At 62.0% G+C, this 19,069-nt stretch carries 19 protein-coding genes and 1 pseudogene; 17 read left to right on the top strand and 3 right to left on the bottom strand.

The features are described from left to right. Positions 1 to 72 precede the first annotated feature (72 nt). Positions 73 to 759, bottom strand: coding sequence for a hypothetical protein (locus tag KEC16_RS18335; RefSeq protein WP_211551650.1), 687 nt, complete (start codon positions 757 to 759; stop codon positions 73 to 75). 151 nt (positions 760 to 910) lie between these two features. Beyond that, on the bottom strand, positions 911 to 1,816 hold the full coding sequence (locus tag KEC16_RS18330) for a hypothetical protein (protein WP_211551649.1): 906 nt from the start codon (positions 1,814 to 1,816) through the stop codon (positions 911 to 913). A gap of 116 nt (positions 1,817 to 1,932) precedes the next feature. Here KEC16_RS18330 and KEC16_RS18325 point away from each other — a divergent pair, with 116 nt between their 5' ends. The 17 genes and pseudogenes from KEC16_RS18325 (at position 1,933) to KEC16_RS18255 (ending at position 18,403) form a co-directional block, all read left to right on the top strand. Next, positions 1,933 to 2,226: a tyrosine-type recombinase/integrase gene (locus tag KEC16_RS18325; RefSeq protein ID WP_346344134.1), complete on the top strand. Its 294-nt coding sequence runs from the start codon at positions 1,933 to 1,935 to the stop codon at positions 2,224 to 2,226. A gap of 249 nt (positions 2,227 to 2,475) precedes the next feature. Continuing rightward, positions 2,476 to 3,696 (top strand): Fic family protein, encoded by a 1,221-nt coding sequence (locus tag KEC16_RS18320; RefSeq protein ID WP_211551648.1) that lies wholly within the window; start codon positions 2,476 to 2,478, stop codon positions 3,694 to 3,696. A 365-nt stretch (positions 3,697 to 4,061) separates the two neighbouring features. Then, positions 4,062 to 4,163 carry a K(+)-transporting ATPase subunit F gene (kdpF, locus tag KEC16_RS18315; RefSeq protein ID WP_211551647.1) on the top strand — a complete coding sequence of 34 codons (102 nt, stop codon included), beginning with the start codon at positions 4,062 to 4,064 and terminating at the stop codon, positions 4,161 to 4,163. 9 nt (positions 4,164 to 4,172) lie between these two features. Continuing rightward, on the top strand, positions 4,173 to 5,882 hold the full coding sequence (gene kdpA / locus KEC16_RS18310) for a potassium-transporting ATPase subunit KdpA (RefSeq protein ID WP_211551646.1): 1,710 nt from the start codon (positions 4,173 to 4,175) through the stop codon (positions 5,880 to 5,882). A gap of 10 nt (positions 5,883 to 5,892) precedes the next feature. Beyond that, on the top strand, positions 5,893 to 7,968 hold the full coding sequence (gene kdpB / locus KEC16_RS18305; RefSeq protein WP_211551645.1) for a potassium-transporting ATPase subunit KdpB: 2,076 nt from the start codon (positions 5,893 to 5,895) through the stop codon (positions 7,966 to 7,968). Between the two features lie 14 nt (positions 7,969 to 7,982). Beyond that, a complete protein-coding gene (gene kdpC, locus KEC16_RS18300; protein WP_211551644.1) occupies positions 7,983 to 8,573 on the top strand; it encodes a potassium-transporting ATPase subunit KdpC in 591 nt (196 codons plus the stop codon). Between the two features lies 1 nt (position 8,574). Then, complete coding sequence (locus tag KEC16_RS18295) at positions 8,575 to 8,901, top strand: hypothetical protein (RefSeq protein ID WP_211551643.1); 327 nt, start codon at positions 8,575 to 8,577, stop codon at positions 8,899 to 8,901. 10 nt (positions 8,902 to 8,911) lie between these two features. Continuing rightward, positions 8,912 to 11,593 (top strand): sensor histidine kinase, encoded by a 2,682-nt coding sequence (locus tag KEC16_RS18290; protein WP_211551642.1) that lies wholly within the window; start codon positions 8,912 to 8,914, stop codon positions 11,591 to 11,593. Then, complete coding sequence (locus tag KEC16_RS18285) at positions 11,590 to 12,273, top strand: response regulator (RefSeq protein ID WP_211551641.1); 684 nt, start codon at positions 11,590 to 11,592, stop codon at positions 12,271 to 12,273. Before KEC16_RS18290 ends, KEC16_RS18285 begins: the two co-directional genes overlap by 4 nt. 52 nt (positions 12,274 to 12,325) lie before the next feature. Continuing rightward, positions 12,326 to 12,982, top strand: coding sequence for a Fic family protein (locus tag KEC16_RS18280; RefSeq protein WP_211551640.1), 657 nt, complete (start codon positions 12,326 to 12,328; stop codon positions 12,980 to 12,982). Continuing rightward, a complete protein-coding gene (locus KEC16_RS20035; RefSeq protein ID WP_283091939.1) occupies positions 12,967 to 13,095 on the top strand; it encodes a hypothetical protein in 129 nt (42 codons plus the stop codon). The genes KEC16_RS18280 and KEC16_RS20035 overlap by 16 nt, the downstream gene beginning before the upstream one ends. A 372-nt stretch (positions 13,096 to 13,467) precedes the next feature. Continuing rightward, the gene (locus KEC16_RS20245; RefSeq protein WP_428846070.1) at positions 13,468 to 13,836 is read left to right on the top strand and encodes a transposase; all 369 of its coding nucleotides are present in this window, start codon (positions 13,468 to 13,470) and stop codon (positions 13,834 to 13,836) included. After that, positions 13,793 to 14,002 (top strand): annotated as a pseudogene (locus KEC16_RS20240) (transposase); the annotation flags it as partial. The gene KEC16_RS20245 and the pseudogene KEC16_RS20240, both read left to right, overlap by 44 nt. Positions 14,003 to 14,274: 272 nt before the next feature. Beyond that, positions 14,275 to 15,150 (top strand): radical SAM protein, encoded by an 876-nt coding sequence (locus KEC16_RS18270; protein WP_211551638.1) that lies wholly within the window; start codon positions 14,275 to 14,277, stop codon positions 15,148 to 15,150. A gap of 158 nt (positions 15,151 to 15,308) precedes the next feature. After that, positions 15,309 to 16,727, top strand: coding sequence for a circularly permuted type 2 ATP-grasp protein (locus KEC16_RS18265; RefSeq protein ID WP_211551636.1), 1,419 nt, complete (start codon positions 15,309 to 15,311; stop codon positions 16,725 to 16,727). Then, positions 16,721 to 17,647: an alpha-E domain-containing protein gene (locus tag KEC16_RS18260; protein ID WP_211551634.1), complete on the top strand. Its 927-nt coding sequence runs from the start codon at positions 16,721 to 16,723 to the stop codon at positions 17,645 to 17,647. Before KEC16_RS18265 ends, KEC16_RS18260 begins: the two co-directional genes overlap by 7 nt. A 15-nt stretch (positions 17,648 to 17,662) precedes the next feature. Further along, a complete protein-coding gene (locus tag KEC16_RS18255) occupies positions 17,663 to 18,403 on the top strand; it encodes a proteasome-type protease (RefSeq protein WP_211551632.1) in 741 nt (246 codons plus the stop codon). Between the two features lie 44 nt (positions 18,404 to 18,447). Here KEC16_RS18255 and KEC16_RS18250 read toward each other — a convergent pair whose 3' ends face one another. Next, positions 18,448 to 18,981, bottom strand: a complete 534-nt coding sequence (locus tag KEC16_RS18250; RefSeq protein ID WP_249209314.1) for a carbonic anhydrase — start codon at positions 18,979 to 18,981, stop codon at positions 18,448 to 18,450. Positions 18,982 to 19,069 lie beyond the last annotated feature (88 nt).

The raw sequence follows: 19,069 nt of genomic DNA, 5'->3' as shown, positions 1-19,069 counted from the left end.
ATTTGTTCGTCGTCTTGCTCATGATGCCCCTACTTTCTCAGAAGTTGGAGCCTCCGGCAAACCCGGGGCGGTTCAGTTTTGCAGATCGGCGGTGCTGTCGTCGCAAAAAGGTTCCGGCGCGACCTGGACGCGCAGCACGCCGGGAGCGACGTCCCGGACATCCGCCCAATCCGCCGCCAACAGGGCATCGCGGCGATGGGCGCCAACCAGTTTGAAAAAATCGTCGCCCAGCCACATGGTCGAACCGACCGCTTCCAAATAGCCCTGACGGAAAACATAACGACCGGGGTTGTTGCGCGTGTCGATTTCCATTTCATCCAAAGGGGGAGGGAGGCGATTGTGCCTAAGCGGGAGATGAGAGTAGTCACGGCCCTTCAATTGGTAGGACTGGATGCTACTGGTGTTCTGCCAAAGATCGTAGTCTAGATCATAGATAAACGCTTGTCTAAATCCCTGTATAGAAGAAAATGACATAGCAGTATCTTCCCACAAATTTGGTCCTTGTTGTTTTTCATCAAACAAAGTTTGGATGAAGTGGTAGTGCCCTAAAGGATTGGATAGAATTCTATGCATGCCTGTTTCAACGTTGATACAGTCGGGACGGGAGCGAAAATATTTCTTCAGGTCATTTTTGTGCGGGGTTCCACTCGCCAGGAGAATATCAGGGAGGCAATCATAACTTTTCAGTGTTTGGGACAACAATTCCCACGTTTTAGGGGCGTCCAGGCTGCCTTTAGCCATGATCATCCGGTATGCCATCAACCTCATCGTGCCACCTCTATAATCTGAACCGCTACGCCATTGTTTTTACCCACGGATTTAAGTATTTCTGCGGCTTCCGCTCCCCCCCGGCTGCACCCGCAGGTCCAGAACCATGCTCGCAGGCCTGCCGTCCACGGTTGCTCCCGATTTACCAAGCTCTACAATATGATCCGTCATCCTCCCCATCCATACTGACCAATGTATCGCCCTTCTGGACGTCGACGAGAGGGAAAAATCCATTCTTTTCCTGGCCGACGTTGAACCAATCCTTGTAGTCGGTCTGAGCAAGGCGCTGTTCGATCACTTTGCCTCGTTCCGTTGCCGACAGGGTCCAGACATCCTTGTTGGCGAACTTGACCGCTTCGGTGATGTCATCGCCGGCCTTGGTGGTGATTTTGACGACGGCCTCTCCCCCTTTTTTCGAGGCCTTGAGGACGATGCCGGCGCCGCCCGGCAGGAATGGAACGACCGTGGCGATGCCATCGATGACGACCGCGCCGCCAGCCAGCAGAATGTCGAGCTTGGTGGCGTCGTCATCGGTCAGAACGACGCGCAATTCGTTCAGCGACAGCGCCAGACTGGCGATATCGATGACTGTTTCGAGGACGTTGTGGGTGGCGACGGTTTCGCCGCTGTTGGCGGCGGTATTGACGTCTGCGGCGGTCTTGGCGCCGGCGACTATCGCCGCCAGACCACCGGCCAGTTTGGCCAGATCGGCACCCTGACGTTGCCACTCGACCAGGATGACCACGTCGCCGCTGGCGGTGACGCTGAGGGCGCCGGTGGCGGCGATCAGGCCGGAATTGACCACCCGGGCCGCTTGCAGATTGGCGGCGCTGGCGATGATGCCGGCGCTTTGCGGCGCCAAGTTGTCTTGATGGGCCTGAGCCAGATACAGGCGCGGCGCCAGCACGGTCTGGCCGTCCACCACCACGGTTTCGAACCAGACGATGTCGTGGGTCAGCGCCGCCACCTGATCCGTCGACAAGCTGACGCCCCAACTCAGGTTCAGCGCCGTCTGTTCGCTGGCGGCGGCGTCGAGCAGGCGCTGCATCTGCGCCGTGTCCGAGGTGATGTCGGGGGCCAGATAACGCCGGCCGGTCTCGGTGAAGATGGCGTCGCGAATCAGCTTGGTTTCATAGGCGGAATCACCCAGGGGCTGGGCGCTATATCCACCGCCCCGATTCCAAGAACGGTCACGCCCGCAAGGTGGTGCTGACCACCCGCGCCGCCGCCACCCTGGATACCCTGCTGGATCGCTTGCCGGCTGGTGCCGACAAGGATCGCCGCCTGTTCACCCTGGACACCAAGCAGGTGGATTACCGCTGGCGCAAGGCCCGCGACCTTGCCGGCGCTGCCGGGCTGCATTTCCACGACCTGCGCCACGAAGGGCTTTCGCGCATGGCGGAAAAGGGGCTGACCATTGGCGAGTTGGCGGAACAATCCGGGCATCGCACGGCGTAAGTGCTGCTGCGTTATGTGAATGCCAAGGTGTCGGAAGTGTCGCGGAAACTTGGCTGATTGCTTGGCATGACTTGGGGCAGACATACGAACGTGTGCTTGCGCAAGTTCGGCAACGCATCGACTTGGGTTCGCGAAATAGCACGAATTTCCAATGTGTTGGATTTGTCCAACAAATCGGCGCTATGATCGGCAATGCATCGTCATATCAAGTAAAAATATCAAGTTTAATCAAGTACATAAGGTTGTTTCATGATCGGCAATTACGACAACGAACCAGTTGAACGCATCGAGCCGTGCCGTATCGAAGCCATTCCCGAGCGCGTCGCCGACTTGATCGCCGATCTTTCCGCCGAATCGCGGCAACTGGAAAACCGCCTGCCCAAACCCACCGCCGCCGCCTTGGCGGATTTGGTGCGGGCCATGAACACCTTCTACTCCAACCGCATCGAGGGTCACAACACCCCCCTGCGCGAGATCGAGCGGGCCATGGCCCAGGATTTCGACGCCGACCAGGACAAGCGCAACCTGCAACTGGAAGCCCGCGCCCATATGCGGGTACAGGCCGAAATCGACCGCTTGCACCACCAGGGCGCCTTGCATTGCCCGACCTCGGCCCCGTTCATTCTGTGGCTGCACGCCGAATTCTATCGCGACATGCCCGACGACTTGCGGCGGATCGAGGCGGGGGATATTTCGTTCCTGATGGAGCCGGGCGAGTTCCGCTCTGCCGCCCGTGACATCGCCAATCGGGAAGTGGCGGTGGGCCGCCATCGCCCGCCATCCAGCGAACGAGTCGCCGCCTTCATGGAACATTTTCAGCGCCGCTATGATTTGGCCGGCATGGGCAACAGCCAAAAAATCATCGCCATGGCAGCGGCCCACCACCGCCTGAACTTCATTCACCCCTTCTATGACGGCAACGGACGCGTCAGCCGGCTGATGAGCCACGCCATCGCCCTGTCGGCGGGGATCGGCGCCCATGGCCTGTGGTCCATTTCTCGCGGCTTGGCGCGGGGGATGACGGTGCCGACCGAATACAAGGCGATGATGGAACAAGCCGATTTGCGCCGCCGCAACGATTTGGACGGGCGCGGCAATTTGTCGCAGGAAGGATTGGTCGAGTTCGTGGCCTGGTTCCTGGCGGTGGCGCGGGATCAAATCCGCTTCATGTCCAGCCTGTTCGACTTCGACCACCTGACCGAACATTTGAAACTGTTCGTCACCCGCGAAGGCCTGAACCCACACAGCATGGGCATCCTGGAAGAAGTGGTGATTCGCGGCGAAATGCCCCGAGGCGACGCCCCCCGCGCCACCGGCCTGCCCGAACGCACCGCCCGCATGGTGCTGTCGGCCCTGATCGATACAGGCGTCCTAGCCTCGGCCACCCCCAAGGGGCCGGTGTCCCTGCGCTTCCCGGTCCATGTGACCGAGGTGGTGTTTCCCAAGCTGTATGGCGAGGCGATGGGCTGATGAGGGGTGCCAAGTGGGGAGTGGATTGGATCATCAACTGTCGTTAGCCCGATGTCGGTTTTGGGCCGGAAGGGGAATGGCGGGTTTTCGCGATGACAGAGGTTTAAGCGGACGCAGGCACGGCCTGCTCACCTTGTTGCCGTCCATAAACAACCCGTAAAGACACCCCCAGTATTCCACATGGAACCTTAACGCCCTCCGGTGCCATGGTCAGGTTGTCGCTCTGACCTTCAACCGGAGAGCCATCATGTTTAACGCGCTGTTCCCGGCCATCTCCGACGCGCTGTTTCTGGCCGTCATCGTCGCCTTCTTCGCTGTCTGTGCCCAGTTGGTACGCATCTGCGAGCGGATGTGAGGAGATGGTCATGTCCGACATAGACTTTCTCGGCATCGCTTTGGGCGGTGCCCTGATTATCGGCCTGCTGGCCTATCTCGGCTACGTGCTGATCCACCCCGAGCAATTTTAGGAGGGCGCCATGGACGCCAATGGCATCCTGCAAATTCTGCTTTATGTCGCCCTCATCGTGGCGTTGACGCCGCTGGCAGGCGGCTACATGGCGCGGCTGTACGAGGGCAAGCTGACTTGGCTCGCTTGGATCGAGCGCCTCGTCTACCGCTTGTGCGGCACCTCGGCCGACCGCGAGCAGCATTGGACCGGCTACGCCCTGTCGCTGCTGGCGTTCAATCTGGTCGGCGCCTTGGCGCTCTATGGCCTGCAACGCCTGCAAGGCTGGCTGCCGATGAACCCGGCGGGGATGGCGGCGGTGCCTGCCGATCTGGCCTTCAACACCGCCGTCAGTTTCACCACCAACACCAATTGGCAAGCTTATGGCGGCGAAACCACCATGAGCTATCTGACCCAGATGGCCGGGCTGTCGGTGCAAAACTTCGTCTCGGCCGCCACCGGCATGGTCGTGGCGGTGGTGCTGATCCGCGGCTTCGCCCGGCAATCGGCACGCAGTGTGGGTAATTTTACCGTCGATCTGACCCGCACGGTGCTTTACCTGCTGCTGCCCATCTGCGTTGTCGGCGCCCTGGCTTTGGTGTGGCTGGGTGTGCCGCAGAATCTATCGCCCTATATCGAGGCGACCACGCTGGAAGGGGCCAAGCAGGTCATCGCCCAAGGGCCGGTGGCCAGCCAGATGATGATCAAGCATCTGGGCACCAATGGCGGCGGCTTCTTCAACGTCAACGCCGCCCATCCTTACGAGAACCCCAATGCCGTTACGAATCTGATCCACATGGTGGCGATTTTCGTCCTGGGGGCGGGCCTGACCAACACGTTCGGTCGCATGGTTGGCGACACCCGCCAGGGCTGGGCCATCCTGGCCGCCATGGGGCTGCTGTTCCTGGCCGGAATCGGCATTACCGCTTGGGCGGATGCGGCAGGCAATCCGGCGCTGGCCGCCCTCGGCGTCGATCAGGCGCTGTCGCCCTGGCAGGCGGGGGGCAACATGGAAGGCAAGGAGGTCCGGTTCGGTATCGCTTTGTCGGCCTTGTTCGCCACCATCACCACGGCGGCCAGTTGCGGTGCGGTCATCGCCATGCATGACAGCCTGATGCCGCTGGCCGGATTGGCGCCGATGGTCAACATGATGCTGGGCGAGGTCGTCGTCGGCGGTGTCGGCGCCGGTTTTTACGGCATGCTGATTTTCGTCATCCTGAGCGTGTTCATCGCCGGGTTGATGGTCGGGCGTACACCGGAATATGTCGGCAAGAAGATCGAGGCCCGCGAGATGAAGCTGGCGGTCATCGTCATCTTGGTCTTCCCCATCGGTATCCTGGGGCTTGGCGCCCTGGCCTTGCTGACGGGGCCAGAGGCCATCACCGCACCGGGGCCGCACGGCCTGTCGCAGTTGCTTTACGCCTATACTTCAGCGACCGCCAACAACGGCTCGGCCTTTGCGGGGTTCGGCGCCAACACGGTTCTGCACAATACGTTGCTGGGCCTGGCCATGTTGCTGGGACGCTTCATGGTGATCGTTCCCACCCTTGCCATCGCGGGGGCGGTCGCCGCCAAAAAGGCCGTTCCGCCATCGTCGGGCACCCTTCCCACCCATGGCTGGCTGTTCGTCGGTTTGCTGGTGTCCGTGGTGTTGGTGGTGGGTGGGCTGACCTTCTTCCCCGTCATCGCCCTTGGGCCGGTGGTCGAGCACCTGTCGCTCGCTTCCGGCACCCTATTCTGAGGAGCCTTCCATGAGTGTCCATCGTCCCCAAGGATTGGCGCTGTTCGATCACGCTATCTTGGCTCGGGCGGCAATCGACGCCGTCAAGAAACTCGACCCGCGCCAGTTGGTAAGAAACCCGGTGATGTTCGCCACCGCGCTGGTCGCCGTAGTCGCTTCCGTCCTGACCGCACGCGGCGGCGAGCATCTGGGTGTGATGATTCAGATCAGCGTCTGGCTGTGGTTCACCGTGCTGTTCGCCAATTTCGCCGAAGCCATCGCCGAAGGGCGCGGTAAGGCCCAGGCGGCCAGCTTACGCAAGACCAAGACAGAAGCGGCGGCCAAACAGGTAACCTCCACCGATGCCGCCACCTTCCAGACCATTCCTGCCCAGCGTTTGAGGGCAGGGGATTTGGTGGTGTGCGAGGCGGGCGACGTTATCCCCGGCGACGGCGACGTGGTGGCGGGCATCGCCACGGTCGACGAGAGCGCCATCACCGGTGAATCCGCGCCGGTCATCCGCGAGAGCGGCGGTGACCGCTCGGCGGTCACCGGCGGCACCCGCGTGGTCTCCGACCGCATCGTGGTGCAGATCACCGTGAACCCCGGCGAGAGCTTCCTTGACCGCATGATCACTCTGGTCGAGGGGGCCAAGCGCCAGAAAACGCCCAACGAGATCGCCCTGACCATCCTGCTGGTCGGCATGACGCTCATCTTTCTGTTCGTCGTCGCCACCCTGCCGGTATTCGCCTCGTATTCGGGTGCGGTGGTGCCGGTGGTGTTCCTGGCCGCGTTGTTCGTCACCCTGATCCCCACCACCATCGGCGGCCTGCTGTCGGCCATCGGCATCGCCGGCATGGATCGGCTGGTGAAGTTCAATGTCATCGCCAAGTCGGGTCGCGCCGTCGAGGCGGCAGGCGACATCGACGTATTGCTGCTGGATAAGACCGGCACCATCACCCTCGGCGCCCGTCAGGCTGCCGAATTCCTGCCGCTGGCGGAGGTCAACGAGCGCGATCTGGCCGAAGCCGCCTTCCTGTCGTCACTGGCCGACGAGACGCCAGAGGGCAAGTCCATCGTCACCCTGGCCCGCACCCGCTTTGGCCTGGCCGAGCCCGATCGCGGCGGCATGAGCTTCGTGCCCTTCACCGCCCAGACCCGCATGAGCGGCGTCAATATGAACGGCGGTTCTTGGGGCGGGGTGATGACCGCCGTCAGCGAAATCCGCAAGGGAGCCTCGGACGCCATCACCAATTACGTCGCCGAGCGTTCGGGCCGCATGCCCGGCGGGGGGCCCAAGGAATTGAACCAGCTGGTGGAGCGGGTGGCGAAGTCGGGTGGCACGCCCCTGGTGGTGGCACGCGATGGCCGTCCGCTGGGCGTCATCCATCTGAAAGACATCATCAAGCCCGGCATCCGTGAGCGCTTCGCCACCCTGCGCGCCATGGGCATCAAGACGGTGATGGTCACCGGCGACAATCCGCTGACCGCCGCCGCCATCGCCGCCGAGGCGGGGGTGGACGACTTCCTGGCCGAGGCGACGCCGGAAAAGAAACTGGAACTGATCCGCGAGTATCAGCAGGGCGGACGCTTGGTCGCTATGTGCGGCGACGGTTCGAACGACGCCCCCGCTTTGGCCCAGGCCGATGTCGGCGTCGCCATGAACACCGGCACCCAGGCGGCGCGCGAGGCGGGCAACATGGTGGATTTGGAAAGCGATCCCACCAAGCTCATCGAGATCGTGATGATCGGCAAGCAGCTGCTGATGAGCCGGGGGGCGCTGACCACTTTTTCCATCGCCAACGACGTGGCGAAGTATTTCGCCATCATCCCGGCGTTGTTCCTGGCGGCTTACCCGCAACTTCAGGCGTTGAACGTCATGCATCTCGCCAGCCCACAATCAGCGGTGCTGTCCGCCATCATCTTCAATGCGTTGATCATCATCGCCCTGATCCCGTTGGCGCTGAAAGGCGTGCGCTATCGCCCGGCCGGGGCCGAAGCGCTGCTGAAGCGAAATCTGCTGGTCTATGGCCTGGGTGGGCTGGGGGTGCCGTTTGTCGGCATCAAGCTGATCGATCTGGCCGTCGCCGCCCTTGGGCTGGCATGAACGGAGGCAACATCATGTGGACCTATCTACGCTCTGCTCTTGTCTTGGTGGTGGTCATGACCGCACTCACCGGACTTGCCTATCCGCTGGCCGTGACCGGCCTCGCCGAAATGATCTTTCCCTGGACGGCCCGGGGAAGCCTGATCGAAGAGGACGGCCGTGTGGTCGGTTCGGCCCTGATCGGACAGAAGTTCGATAACCCGGGCTATTTCCACGGGCGGCCCTCGGCAGCCGGTGAAGGTTATGACGCCGCCAGTTCAGGGGGCAGCAACCTGGCGCCGTCCAGTCGCAAGCTGGTCGACGACGTGGCTGCCCGAGTCACGGCCGAGCGTCAGGCCAATCCCGACGAGAAAGGGGGGGTTCCCGTCGATCTGGTGACCTCGTCGGCATCGGGTCTTGATCCCCATGTCACCCCGGCAGCGGCCGCCTACCAGGTCAAGCGGGTGGCTGCCGCCCGCCATGTTCAGGCTGAAGAGGTTCGTCAATTGCTGGCCCGGCATACCGAAGGCCGGGACCTGGGGGTGCTTGGCGAGTCGCGTGTCAATGTGCTGAAGCTCAATCTGGCGCTGGATGCGCACTGGCCATTGCGTGGACAAGGAGACTGAGATGAGCCGGGTTATTCTTGGCCTGGCGGCCATCGCCATACTGATCTTATTGCTGGCCGGCGTGACGGGAGAACGCAATCCGTCACCGGTGTCTCAGAATTTGGGGTATTTTCATGCCATGGCCGGTCATGCTTCCCCATCCCTGGAACTGGGCGACGCCAACATGCAGGTCAAGGGAGTGGCCGCCCGGCGCCATGCCACGGTATCGGATATGCACCGCCTGTTGCAGGAGTTTACAGACAATGCCCCGGATGTTCCCATGGCTGACCGCCCTGTGGATCTAAGCGGTTTGAACCAAAAGCTGGATGAACGATGGCCCTTGAAATGAAGTCGGTCGGATGAGCGAAGACGACAACCGTCCTTCTCCCGAAGCCCTTCTCGCCGAAGCCGCGCGAGAAGGGCGCGGGCGTTTGAAGATCTTCCTCGGCGCCGCCCCCGGCGTCGGCAAGACCTATGCCATGCTGGAGACCGCCCACGAGCGCAGGCGCGAAGATCTTGACGTGGTGGTGGCGGTGGTCGAGACCCATGGCCGCAAGGAGACCGAGGCGCTGGTCGCCGGGCTGAATGTTCAGCCCCGCCGCGAGGTCCGCTACCGCGACCGCACCTTCAGCGAAATGGATCTGGACGGGCTGCTGGCACGCCGCCCCAAGGTCGCCCTGGTCGATGAATTCGCCCACACCAACGTCCCCGGCTCGCGCCATGTGAAGCGGTGGCAGGATGTGGAGGAGTTGCTGGCGGCGGGCATCGACGTCTACACCACGCTGAACATCCAGCACATTGAGGGCCTGAACGATGTCGTCGAGCAGATTTCCGGCGTCAAGGTCCGCGAAACGGTGCCCGACAGCGTGTTCGCCACCGCCGATGAGATCGAACTGATCGACCTGCCGCCCGAGGATTTGATCAAGCGCCTGCATGAGGGCAAGGTCTACGTTCCCGAGCAGGCGCGGCGTGCCGTCCACCATTTCTTCTCGCCCGGCAACCTGACCGCGCTGCGTGAAATGGCGCTGCGTCATGCCGCCGAGCGGGTCGATCGCCAGATGGTCGATTACATGCGCGCCCATGCCATCGTCGGGCCGTGGCCGGCGCGCGAGCGCGTGCTGGTGTGTATCGACGAGACGGTGGACGCCCAGCGTTTGGTCCGGGTCGCCAAACGGTCGGCCGAACGGCGCGGCGCCGCCTGGTTGGCGGCGACGGTCGAGACCTCGCGGGCCTATTCGCTGACCGAGGCCGAAAAGGATCGCATCGACGAAGCCATGCGGCTGGCCGCACAGTTGGGCGGCGAGACGATAACGCTCGCGGGCGACGACGTGGTGGCGACCATCCTCGCCTTCGCCCGCGAGCGCAACGCCACCCAGATCGTCGTCGGCCGAACCCGCCGGGGTCGATGGAGCCTGGGCAAGTCGGTGACCGACCGGTTGATTGCCGAGACCGGCGACGTCAACGTTCTGGTGGTCGGCGGGGTGGACAGCAGCAGGCCAAAGACGGTTGCCACACCCAACCCCATGGTCTTGCGGGATTGGCTCAACCTTGCGTTCGCCGTCGCCGCGACCGGCGCCGCCACGGGCGTTGGATTCGTCGTTGACAAGATCGGCCTGCCCATCGCCAACATCTCGGTCGCCTATCTGATGGCGGTGCTGTTGGTGGCGCTCAAGGGCGGCTTGCGTCCAGCTATCCTGACCTCGGTCGCCAGCTTCTTCGCCTTCAACTTCCTGTTCACCGAGCCACGCTATACCTTTGCCATCACCGACACGCAGAACATCCTGACCGTGGTGTTCTTCCTGATCGCGGCGGTGGTGGTCAGCAACATGGCCGCCCGGTTGCGCGCCCAGATGCAGGCGACCAAGGAAAGCGCCCGGCGCACCGGCAACCTCTACGATTTCGGCCGCAAGATCACCGCCGCCGCCACCCTCGACGACGTTCTATGGGCGGTCGTGCACCATGTCGCCGCCACCATCCACGGCAAGTCGCTGGTGCTGATGCCCGCCGATAACGGCCTTTCCATCGCCGCGGGGTACCCGCCCGAGGACGAATTGGACGACAAATCCGCCGCCGCCGCCGAATGGGCCTGGGCGCACGGCAAGATCGCCGGTCGCGGTTCCGCCACTTTGCCGGTGGCGCTGTGGCTGTTCATCCCGCTCCAGACCGGTCGTGGCCCGGTCGGTATCCTCGGCGTTCAGATGATGGAAGACGCCGACATGCCATCACCCGAGCAGATGCGCCTGCTGGAGACGCTGGCCGACCAGGCCGCCGTCGCCGTCGAGCGCACCATCTTGGTGTCCGACATCGAGACGGCGCGGGTCGCCACCGAGCGCGAGCGCCTGCGCTCGGCCTTGCTTTCGTCACTGTCGCACGATCTGCGCACACCGCTGGTGTCGATCATGGGGGCGGCGTCCAGCCTGATCAGCTATGACGAGGCGTTGGATTCCTGTAACCGGCGCGAGCTTGCCCAAACCATTCAAGACGAGGCGGAACGCCTCAACCGCTTCGTCCAGAACCTGCTGGATATGACCAAACTGGGGGCGGGGGCGCTGAAGCCTCGGGTTGATTGGGCCGACCTGCACGACATCGCCGGGGCGGCGGTCGAACGGACGAAGCGACTGGCCCGCGTCCACGCCATCGTGGTCGATATCGCCGACGACATGCCCCTGCTATGCGTTGATGCCGTACTGATGGAGCAGGTGTTCTTCAACTTGCTCGACAACGCTTGCAAGTACAGCCTACCAAATATGCCTATCAAGCTGTGGGCGATCCGGACGTCCAAGCACATCGCGATCGAGGTTGCCGACCAGGGGCCGGGCATTCCGCCGGAAGACCGGGAACGGGTGTTCGACATGTTCTATCGGGTCAACCAGGGCGACAGCCAATCGGGTACCGGCCTGGGGCTGGCGATCTGCCGGGGCATCGTCGAGGCCCATGGCGGCACCATCCACGCCGAACCGGGCTTGCATGGCGCGGGCACCTGCGTTGTCATTCATCTGCCGCTGCCCCCTGAACCCGCCTTCTCCGAGAGCCATCCATGACCGCCCGCATTCTGGTCGTCGACGACGAGCCGCAAATCCGCAAGTTCCTGCGCATCTCGCTGGGCGCCAACGGCTACGACGTGACGGAGGCGGAGACCGGTACCGCCGGGATCGAGGCGGCGCGCGCGCAAGCGCCCGACCTACTAGTGCTCGACCTCGGCCTGCCCGACATGGACGGCCAGGAGGTCATCAGCGCGGTGCGGACGTTCTCGGCTCTGCCGATCATCATCTTGTCGGTGCGTGCCGACGAGTTCGACAAGGTGGAGGCGCTGGACCGGGGCGCCAACGACTACGTGGTGAAGCCATTCGGTATTGCCGAGTTGATGGCGCGGGTGCGGGCGGTGCTGCGGTCGCGGGCACCCCAGGAGACCGAGGACGTCTTAGTCGTCGGGCCGGTGACCATCGACCTTGGGCGGCGCATCGTCACCAAGGGCGGCGCCGAGATCCACCTGTCCAAAAAGGAATGGGAATTGCTGGCCTTCATGGCCCGCCGTCCCGACCATGTGCTGACCCACCGGCAAATCCTCAAGGAGGTGTGGGGACCGGCCCATGTCGATGACACCGCCTACCTACGGGTCTACGTCAACCAGCTAAGGCAGAAGCTAGAGGATGATGCCGGCCAACCGACAATGATTGTGACTGATCCGGGGGTTGGGTATCGGCTGAAGGTCGGCGGGTGACGCCGCCTCATCGCAAGCAGAACTCCTCGAGGCGGGGGATATTTCGTTCCTGATGGAGCCGGGCGAGTTCCGCTCTGCCGCCCGTGACATCGCCAATCGGGAAGTGGCGGTGGGTCGCCATCGCCCGCCATCCAGCGGACGAGTCGCCGCCTTCATGGAGCATTTTCAGCGCCGCTATGATTTGGCCGGCATGGGCAACAGCCAAAAAATCATCGCCATGGCGGCGGCCCATCACCGCCTGAACTTCATCCACCCCTTCTATGACGGCAACGGACGCGTCAGCCGGCTGATGAGCCACGCCATCGCCCTGTCGGCGGGGATCGGCGCCCATGGCCTGTGGTCCATTTCTCGCGGCTTGGCGCGGGGGATGACGGTGCCTACCGAATACAAGGCGATGATGGAACAAGCCGATTTGCGCCGCCGCAACGATTTGGACGGGCGCGGCAATTTGCCGCAGGAAGGGTTGGTCGAGTTCGTGGCCTGGTTCCTGGTGGTGGCGCGGGATCAAATCCGCTTCATGTCCAGCCTGTTCGACTTCGACCACCTGACCGAACATTTGAAACTGTTCGTCACCCGCGAAGGCCTGAACCCACACAGCATGGGCATCCTGGAAGAAGTGGTGATTCGCGGCGAAATGCCCCGAGGCGACGCCCCCCGCGCCACCGGCCTGCCCGAACGCACCGCCCGCATGGTGTGCTGTCGGCCCTGATCGATACAGGCGTCCTAGCCTCGGCCACCCCCAAGGGGCCGGTGTCCCTGCGCTTCCCGGTCCATGTGGCCGAGGTGGTGTTTCCCAAGCTGTATGGCGAGGCGATGGGGTAAGAGAAATGGCCCAAAGTTAGTGCTTACCGTCCCATTCGTCCTGGATGCCAAGCAGATGGGCTACCGTTGGCGCAAGGCCAGGGATCGTGCCGGAGTGGCCTCAACGACCTGCACCACGAAGGGCTTTCCCACATGGCGGAAAAGTGGCTGGCCATCGGCGAGTTGTCGGAGCCATCCGGGTATCGCGCGGCGTAGGTGGTCTGCTGCTGTATATGAATGCAAGGGTGTCTGAGTTGGTGCGGAAGCTTGGTTATTTGGTGAACGTTTTTCCTTGAAATATTGTTATTAAGAGTCCGTCTCGAAAGTGGTTGACCGCTGAGAATCCGGTGTGATTCTGTCCTCGGCGAATTCGAACAGCCGCCGGATGCGACGATGTGGACTTCAGAGAACCGATCTCGATATGAACGCTCCGAGCAGCGCTATCCGAGCGATCTGCGCGATGACGAATGGGCGCGGATTACCGCGTTGATCCCTGCGGCCAGGGCCGGTGGCCGTCCGCGCACGACGGACATGCGGGAGTTCCTCAACGCCGTTCTTTACCTGCTGCGGACGGGCTGCTCGTGGCGGCAGTTGCCGAAGGACTTCCCGCCATGGAAGTCGGTCTACCGCATTTTGCGCCAGTTCCAAGAGCGCTGCACAAGGCGGTGCGCGAACACGAAGGCAAGGAGGCCGCTCCCACCAGCCGTTCATCCAGAAAATGTTTGCCGATGGCGGCTATACCGGCGACGAACTCGCCCTTGATGTCTTCCAGGTGCATCGCTGCCGCCTGGAAATCGTCAAGCGCTCCGACACCGCCAAGGGCTTCGTGGTCCTGCCCAAACGCTGGATCGTCGAACGCACCTTCGGCTGGCTGATCCGCCACCGCCGCCTCGCCCGTGATTTCGAGACGCGCGCCGATATCAGCGCCACCATGGTCAAACTCGCCATGATAGGCATCATGCTCCGGCGGTTGGCGCGGGCTTCATGACCTTTCGAGACGGACTCTTACGCATTCATCCCAGGCCGAGTAAGCATCCCGGACATGTCCCCGATACCATGCCCGATTGGACGGTGCTTGTGTGTCGCTGACCGGGGATGTGTTCGGCGTCACTTTCAAGTGGCCGGCCGATCTTAATCCCGCTATGAACGATACGCGGATCGCTGCCGTTTCGCGCCGGTTCGCCAAAGCGGGAGAAGACGGTGCTTGATTACGATTTCCCCCTGTGGCGGCCGCCGTCGGAAGGCGACAACCTGATTATTCAGGCGAGTTTGGGCTGCCGTTTCAATGGCTGCACTTTTTGTTCCATGTACAAAGAAAAAGAGTATCGCGCCCGGTCGCTGGAGGCGGTCTTCGACGACATCGCCGCCGCCGCCCAAGCGTGGCCCGATGCCCATCGGGTGTTTCTGGCCGATGGTGACGCCTATAATCTGCCGACCGCGCATCTGGCGGCGCTGTGTGATCGGCTGGTGGCGACGTTTCCCAATCTGCAACGGATCACCGCTTATGCGACGCCGTTCAATCTGTTGGCGAAAAGCGTCGCTGAAATCCAGGCGTTGAAGGCTAAAAAGCTGTCGCTGGTCTATGTCGGCATCGAAAGCGGCGCCGACCGCTTGCTGAAAAAGATCAAGAAAGGCACCGCCCAGCAGATGGAGGCCGGTCTGGCCCGCGCCGCCGAAGCCGGCTTGAAGGTGTCGGCGACGGTGATCACCGGTTTGGGGGGGCAGAAATACTGGCAGGAACACATGGACGAGACGGCGGCGATGATCAATCGGGTGCCGGTCACCTTTTTGTCCACCTTGCAATTGCGGCTGGCCGACGAGGTCGAGGCGCGTTTTCTCGACAAATATGCCGAGCCTTTCGTCTGGCAGGATGATCACGCGGTCTTGCTGGAAATGCGGCGCTTGGTCGAACGGCTTGATCCGCCCCATCCGGTGATCTTTCGTTCCAATCACGCCAGCAATGCCTTGCCGCTGGCCGGGACCTTGCCCAAGGATCGGGCCAAGGTGTTGGGGCAAATCGACCGGGCCGTACAGATGGGGGGTGGTCTGCGCCCGCGTTGGATGCGAGGATTATAAAGATTATGAAAACAGTGCCTAAGAATTGAGCCGTCAGGTCAGCCTTTGCGCATACTTATGGTCGCACGCCCAAAAAAGCCGTTGAAAAATAATGGTTTTCCCCCAGGCATGGCGGTTGCATTGCCTTTTTGCCAGTGAAAACAGGGAATGGAGAGGGAATGGCCTACGATGAAATGAAGTCCTCGGCCGGCGGCGTTCGCGGTCCCTACCGGGCTTATGAAAACTGGTTGCTGTCGCTGCCCCCCGACCTGTTGCGGCGCAAGCATGAAGAAGCCGACATGCTGTTCCGCCGGCTTGGCATCACCTTTGCCGTCTATGGCGACCAGGACGGCACGGAACGGCTGATTCCCTTCGATACCGTGCCGCGCATCATCTCCGCCAAGGAATGGACGCACCTGTCCACCGGCTGTTGCCAGCGGGTGCGGGCGTTGAACGCCTTTCTCAACGATCTGTATCACGGCCAGGATATCTTGAAGGCCGGCATCATCCCCAAGGCCCACATCATGGGCAACGGCATGTTCCGCCCGGAAATGCAGGGTGTCGATGTGGCCCGAGACGTCTATGTCCATGTCGCCGGCATTGATCTGGTGCGGACGGGCGAAAACGATTTCTATGTGCTGGAAGATAATCTGCGCTCGCCGTCCGGGGTTTCCTACATGCTGGAAAACCGGGCGATGATGATGCGCCTGTTCCCCGATCTGTTCGCCCGCCACCGGGTGGCGGCGGTGGATGATTACCCCGATATCCTGATCAAGAATTTGCGCTCGGTCGCCCCGGCCAAGTGCAAGGGCGACCCCACCGTGGTGATGATGACGCCGGGCTATTACAATTCCGCCTATTTCGAACACGCCTTCCTGGCCGAGCAGATGGGCATCGAATTGGTGGAAGGCCGCGACTTGTTCGTCTCGGACGGTCTGGTGTGGATGCGCACCACCACCGGGCCGAAGCGGGTTGACGTCATCTATCGCCGCATTGACGACGATTTCATGGATCCCGACGCCTTCAACCCCGATTCGTCGTTGGGCGTGCGCGGCCTGCTTGAGGTCTATCGCAAGGGCGGCGTGACCTTGGCCAACGCCATCGGCACCGGCGTCGCCGACGACAAGGCCACCTATACCTATGTTCCCGAGATGATCCGCTTTTACCTGGGGGAGGAGCCGATCCTCAACAATGTGCCCACATGGCGGCTGGAGCGCGAGGACGAACGCAAATACGTGCTTGAGCATCTGGCCGAATTGGTGGTCAAGGAGGTCCAGGGCGCCGGCGGTTACGGCATGCTGGTGGGGCCGACCTCGACCAAGCAGCAGATCGAGGAATTTCGCCTCCGCATTCTTGCCAATCCGTCCAATTACATCGCCCAGCCGACCTTGGCGCTGTCGACGGTGCCGACCTTGGTGGAACAGGGCATCGCCCCGCGTCACGTGGATTTGCGTCCCTATGTGCTGGCCGGCGAGACGGTGACCCTGGTGCCCGGCGGTCTGACCCGCGTGGCGCTGACCGAAGGCTCCCTGGTGGTGAATTCGTCACAGGGAGGCGGAACCAAGGATACCTGGGTGCTGGAGAACGACCCATGCTGAGCCGCACCGCCGAACATCTGTATTGGATGAGCCGCTACGTGGAGCGGGCCGAGAATATCGCCCGTTTCCTTGATGTCGCCAACCGCACCGCTTTGTCGTCCAGCGGCGACCGTGCCGCCTTTTGGCGCTCGGTCCTGTCCATCGCCGGCGGCGAAAAGGCCTTCAATGCCCGCTATGGCGAGGCGTCGGCGGTCAATGTCGTCAGCTTCACCGTGCTGGATTCGACCAACCCGTCGTCCATCTATGCCGCCTTGCGCGCCGCCCGCGAAAACGCCCATGCGGTGCGTTCGGTCATTCCCAACGAATTGTGGGAAGCCATGAACGCGACGTGGCTGGAGGTCAAGTGCATGGACGGTCCGCGCCTGCGGGAACAGGGGCTGATCGCCTTTTGCGAATGGGTGCGCGAACGCTCGCATCTGTTCCGCGGTATTGTCGATGGCGTCATGTTGCGCGACGAGCCTTACCACTTCCTGCGTCTGGGCACGGCGCTGGAACGCGCCGACAATACCGCCCGGCTGATCGGCGTGCCCTTGGGTGGGTTCTCGCCCAGTGGGGCGGCGTCCGATCCGTTCGGCCACGTTCATTGGGCGGTGGTGCTGCGCTCGGTCAGCGCTCTTAAGGCCTATCGCACCGTCTATCACGATGAGCCCAAGCAAAGTAACGCGCTGGACATGCTGATCCTGCGCGACGACATGCCGCGTTCGCTGATGTCGTGCCTAGGCTCCGCCTTGAAATCGCTGGAAGCCCTGGGGCCGGATTTGGAATGCACCCGCATGGTCGGGGCGGCCCAGGCCCGTCTGCATTGGGGCCGCATGGACGAATTGTTGGAAGAAGGGCTGAACGCCTTCATTGCCGGCTTTATCACCGCCAACAATCATATCAGCGCCCGTCTGCACGAAGACTTTTTGATGAATGCGTAAGGCTGGGGGGCCGTCATGACCTATTGTTTAGCCATGTCCCTGGATCAGGGGCTGGTGTTCGCATCCGATTCGCGCACCAATGCCGGGGTGGACCATGTGTCCACCTTTCGCAAGATGCGGGTGTGGGAAGCACCGGACGAACGTGTTCTGGTGATGTTGTCGGCCGGCAATCTGGCGGTGACCCAGTTCGTCGCCACGTTGCTGGATCAGGGGACCAAATCCGAGGATCCGAAAAAGAACATCTTGCTGGCCGAGACCATGTTCGACGCCGCCCGCGTCGTCGGCGCCTATGTGCGCGAGGTGCATAGCCACGATGCCAAGCACCTGAAAGAACATGGCGCCGATTTTGCCCTGTCGCTGATCTTCGGCGGTCAGATCAAGGGCGAAAATCCGCGTTTGTTCATGATCTACGCGGCCGGTAATTTCATTGAATGCGGCGAGGAATCGCCCTTTATTCAGATCGGCGAGACCAAATACGGCAAACCCATTCTCGATCGGGTGGTGACCCGTAAGATGGATTTGATGCCGGCGACCAAATGCGCGCTGTTGTCGCTGAATTCGACCATCCGTTCCAATCTGACGGTGGGTCTGCCCATCGACCTGCTGGTGTATCACCGTGACGCGTTCAGGGTCGGGATGCATCACACCATCGGCGAGGACGATCCGTATTTCCAAAATCTGGGGCATTTGTGGGGCGAGGGCCTGCGCAACCTGTTTCAGGTCTTGCCTGACCCGCCCTGGGGTGATGAAGTGTGACAAGACAAAACCCGCCGAAAGTGATTTCGGCGGGTTTTCTTTTTTCAGGTGACCGGTTCCACCTTGCCGTCCAGGTCCATCAACTGCAATTCGACCTCAAGACCGGGGAACTTGCCGGCGATGGCGGTTTTCAACGCCCGCAATTTGATCGCGTGGGCTTCGAACTCGCCGGCGCGGTCCTTGGCGAGATCGGTGCCGAGGAACACTTTGTAGGCGCCGCAATCGCGGTGATCGAGGACGATGATCTTGTGAATGTGGTGCAGGTCAAGGGCGACGCCGACATGATCCCAAAAGGTCTGCCCCCACGACACGTTCTTGTCCTGCAAGACGCCGAGAGAGGCGCCGGCCAGAACCACGTGGTCGTATTTATTGGTCAGCCCGCGTCCGTCCATGTAGTGGACGATATCGTCGACCAACCGATAATCCATGCATGACAACAACAACGCTTCGGTATTGCCGGCGGCGAACACCGAGCTGGGTTTGAAATTCGTCCATAGCGCCGCCCCAGTGCCAAGCGCCAGCTTGACGAAGCCGCGACGGGACAGGCTGTTCCCAATATGGTTACAACATGCGGACATGATGACGCTCCCTGTGCTGTCGATTGAGTGCGAGGTGATATTTGTCGGCATCCTACCAGCTTATGGCCATATGTCTTTTGCTCATAAG

Source organism: Magnetospirillum sulfuroxidans (assembly GCF_018224925.1).
GTDB lineage: Bacteria > Pseudomonadota > Alphaproteobacteria > Rhodospirillales > Magnetospirillaceae > Magnetospirillum > Magnetospirillum sulfuroxidans.
This window is presented reverse-complemented; position numbering and strand designations above follow the sequence as displayed.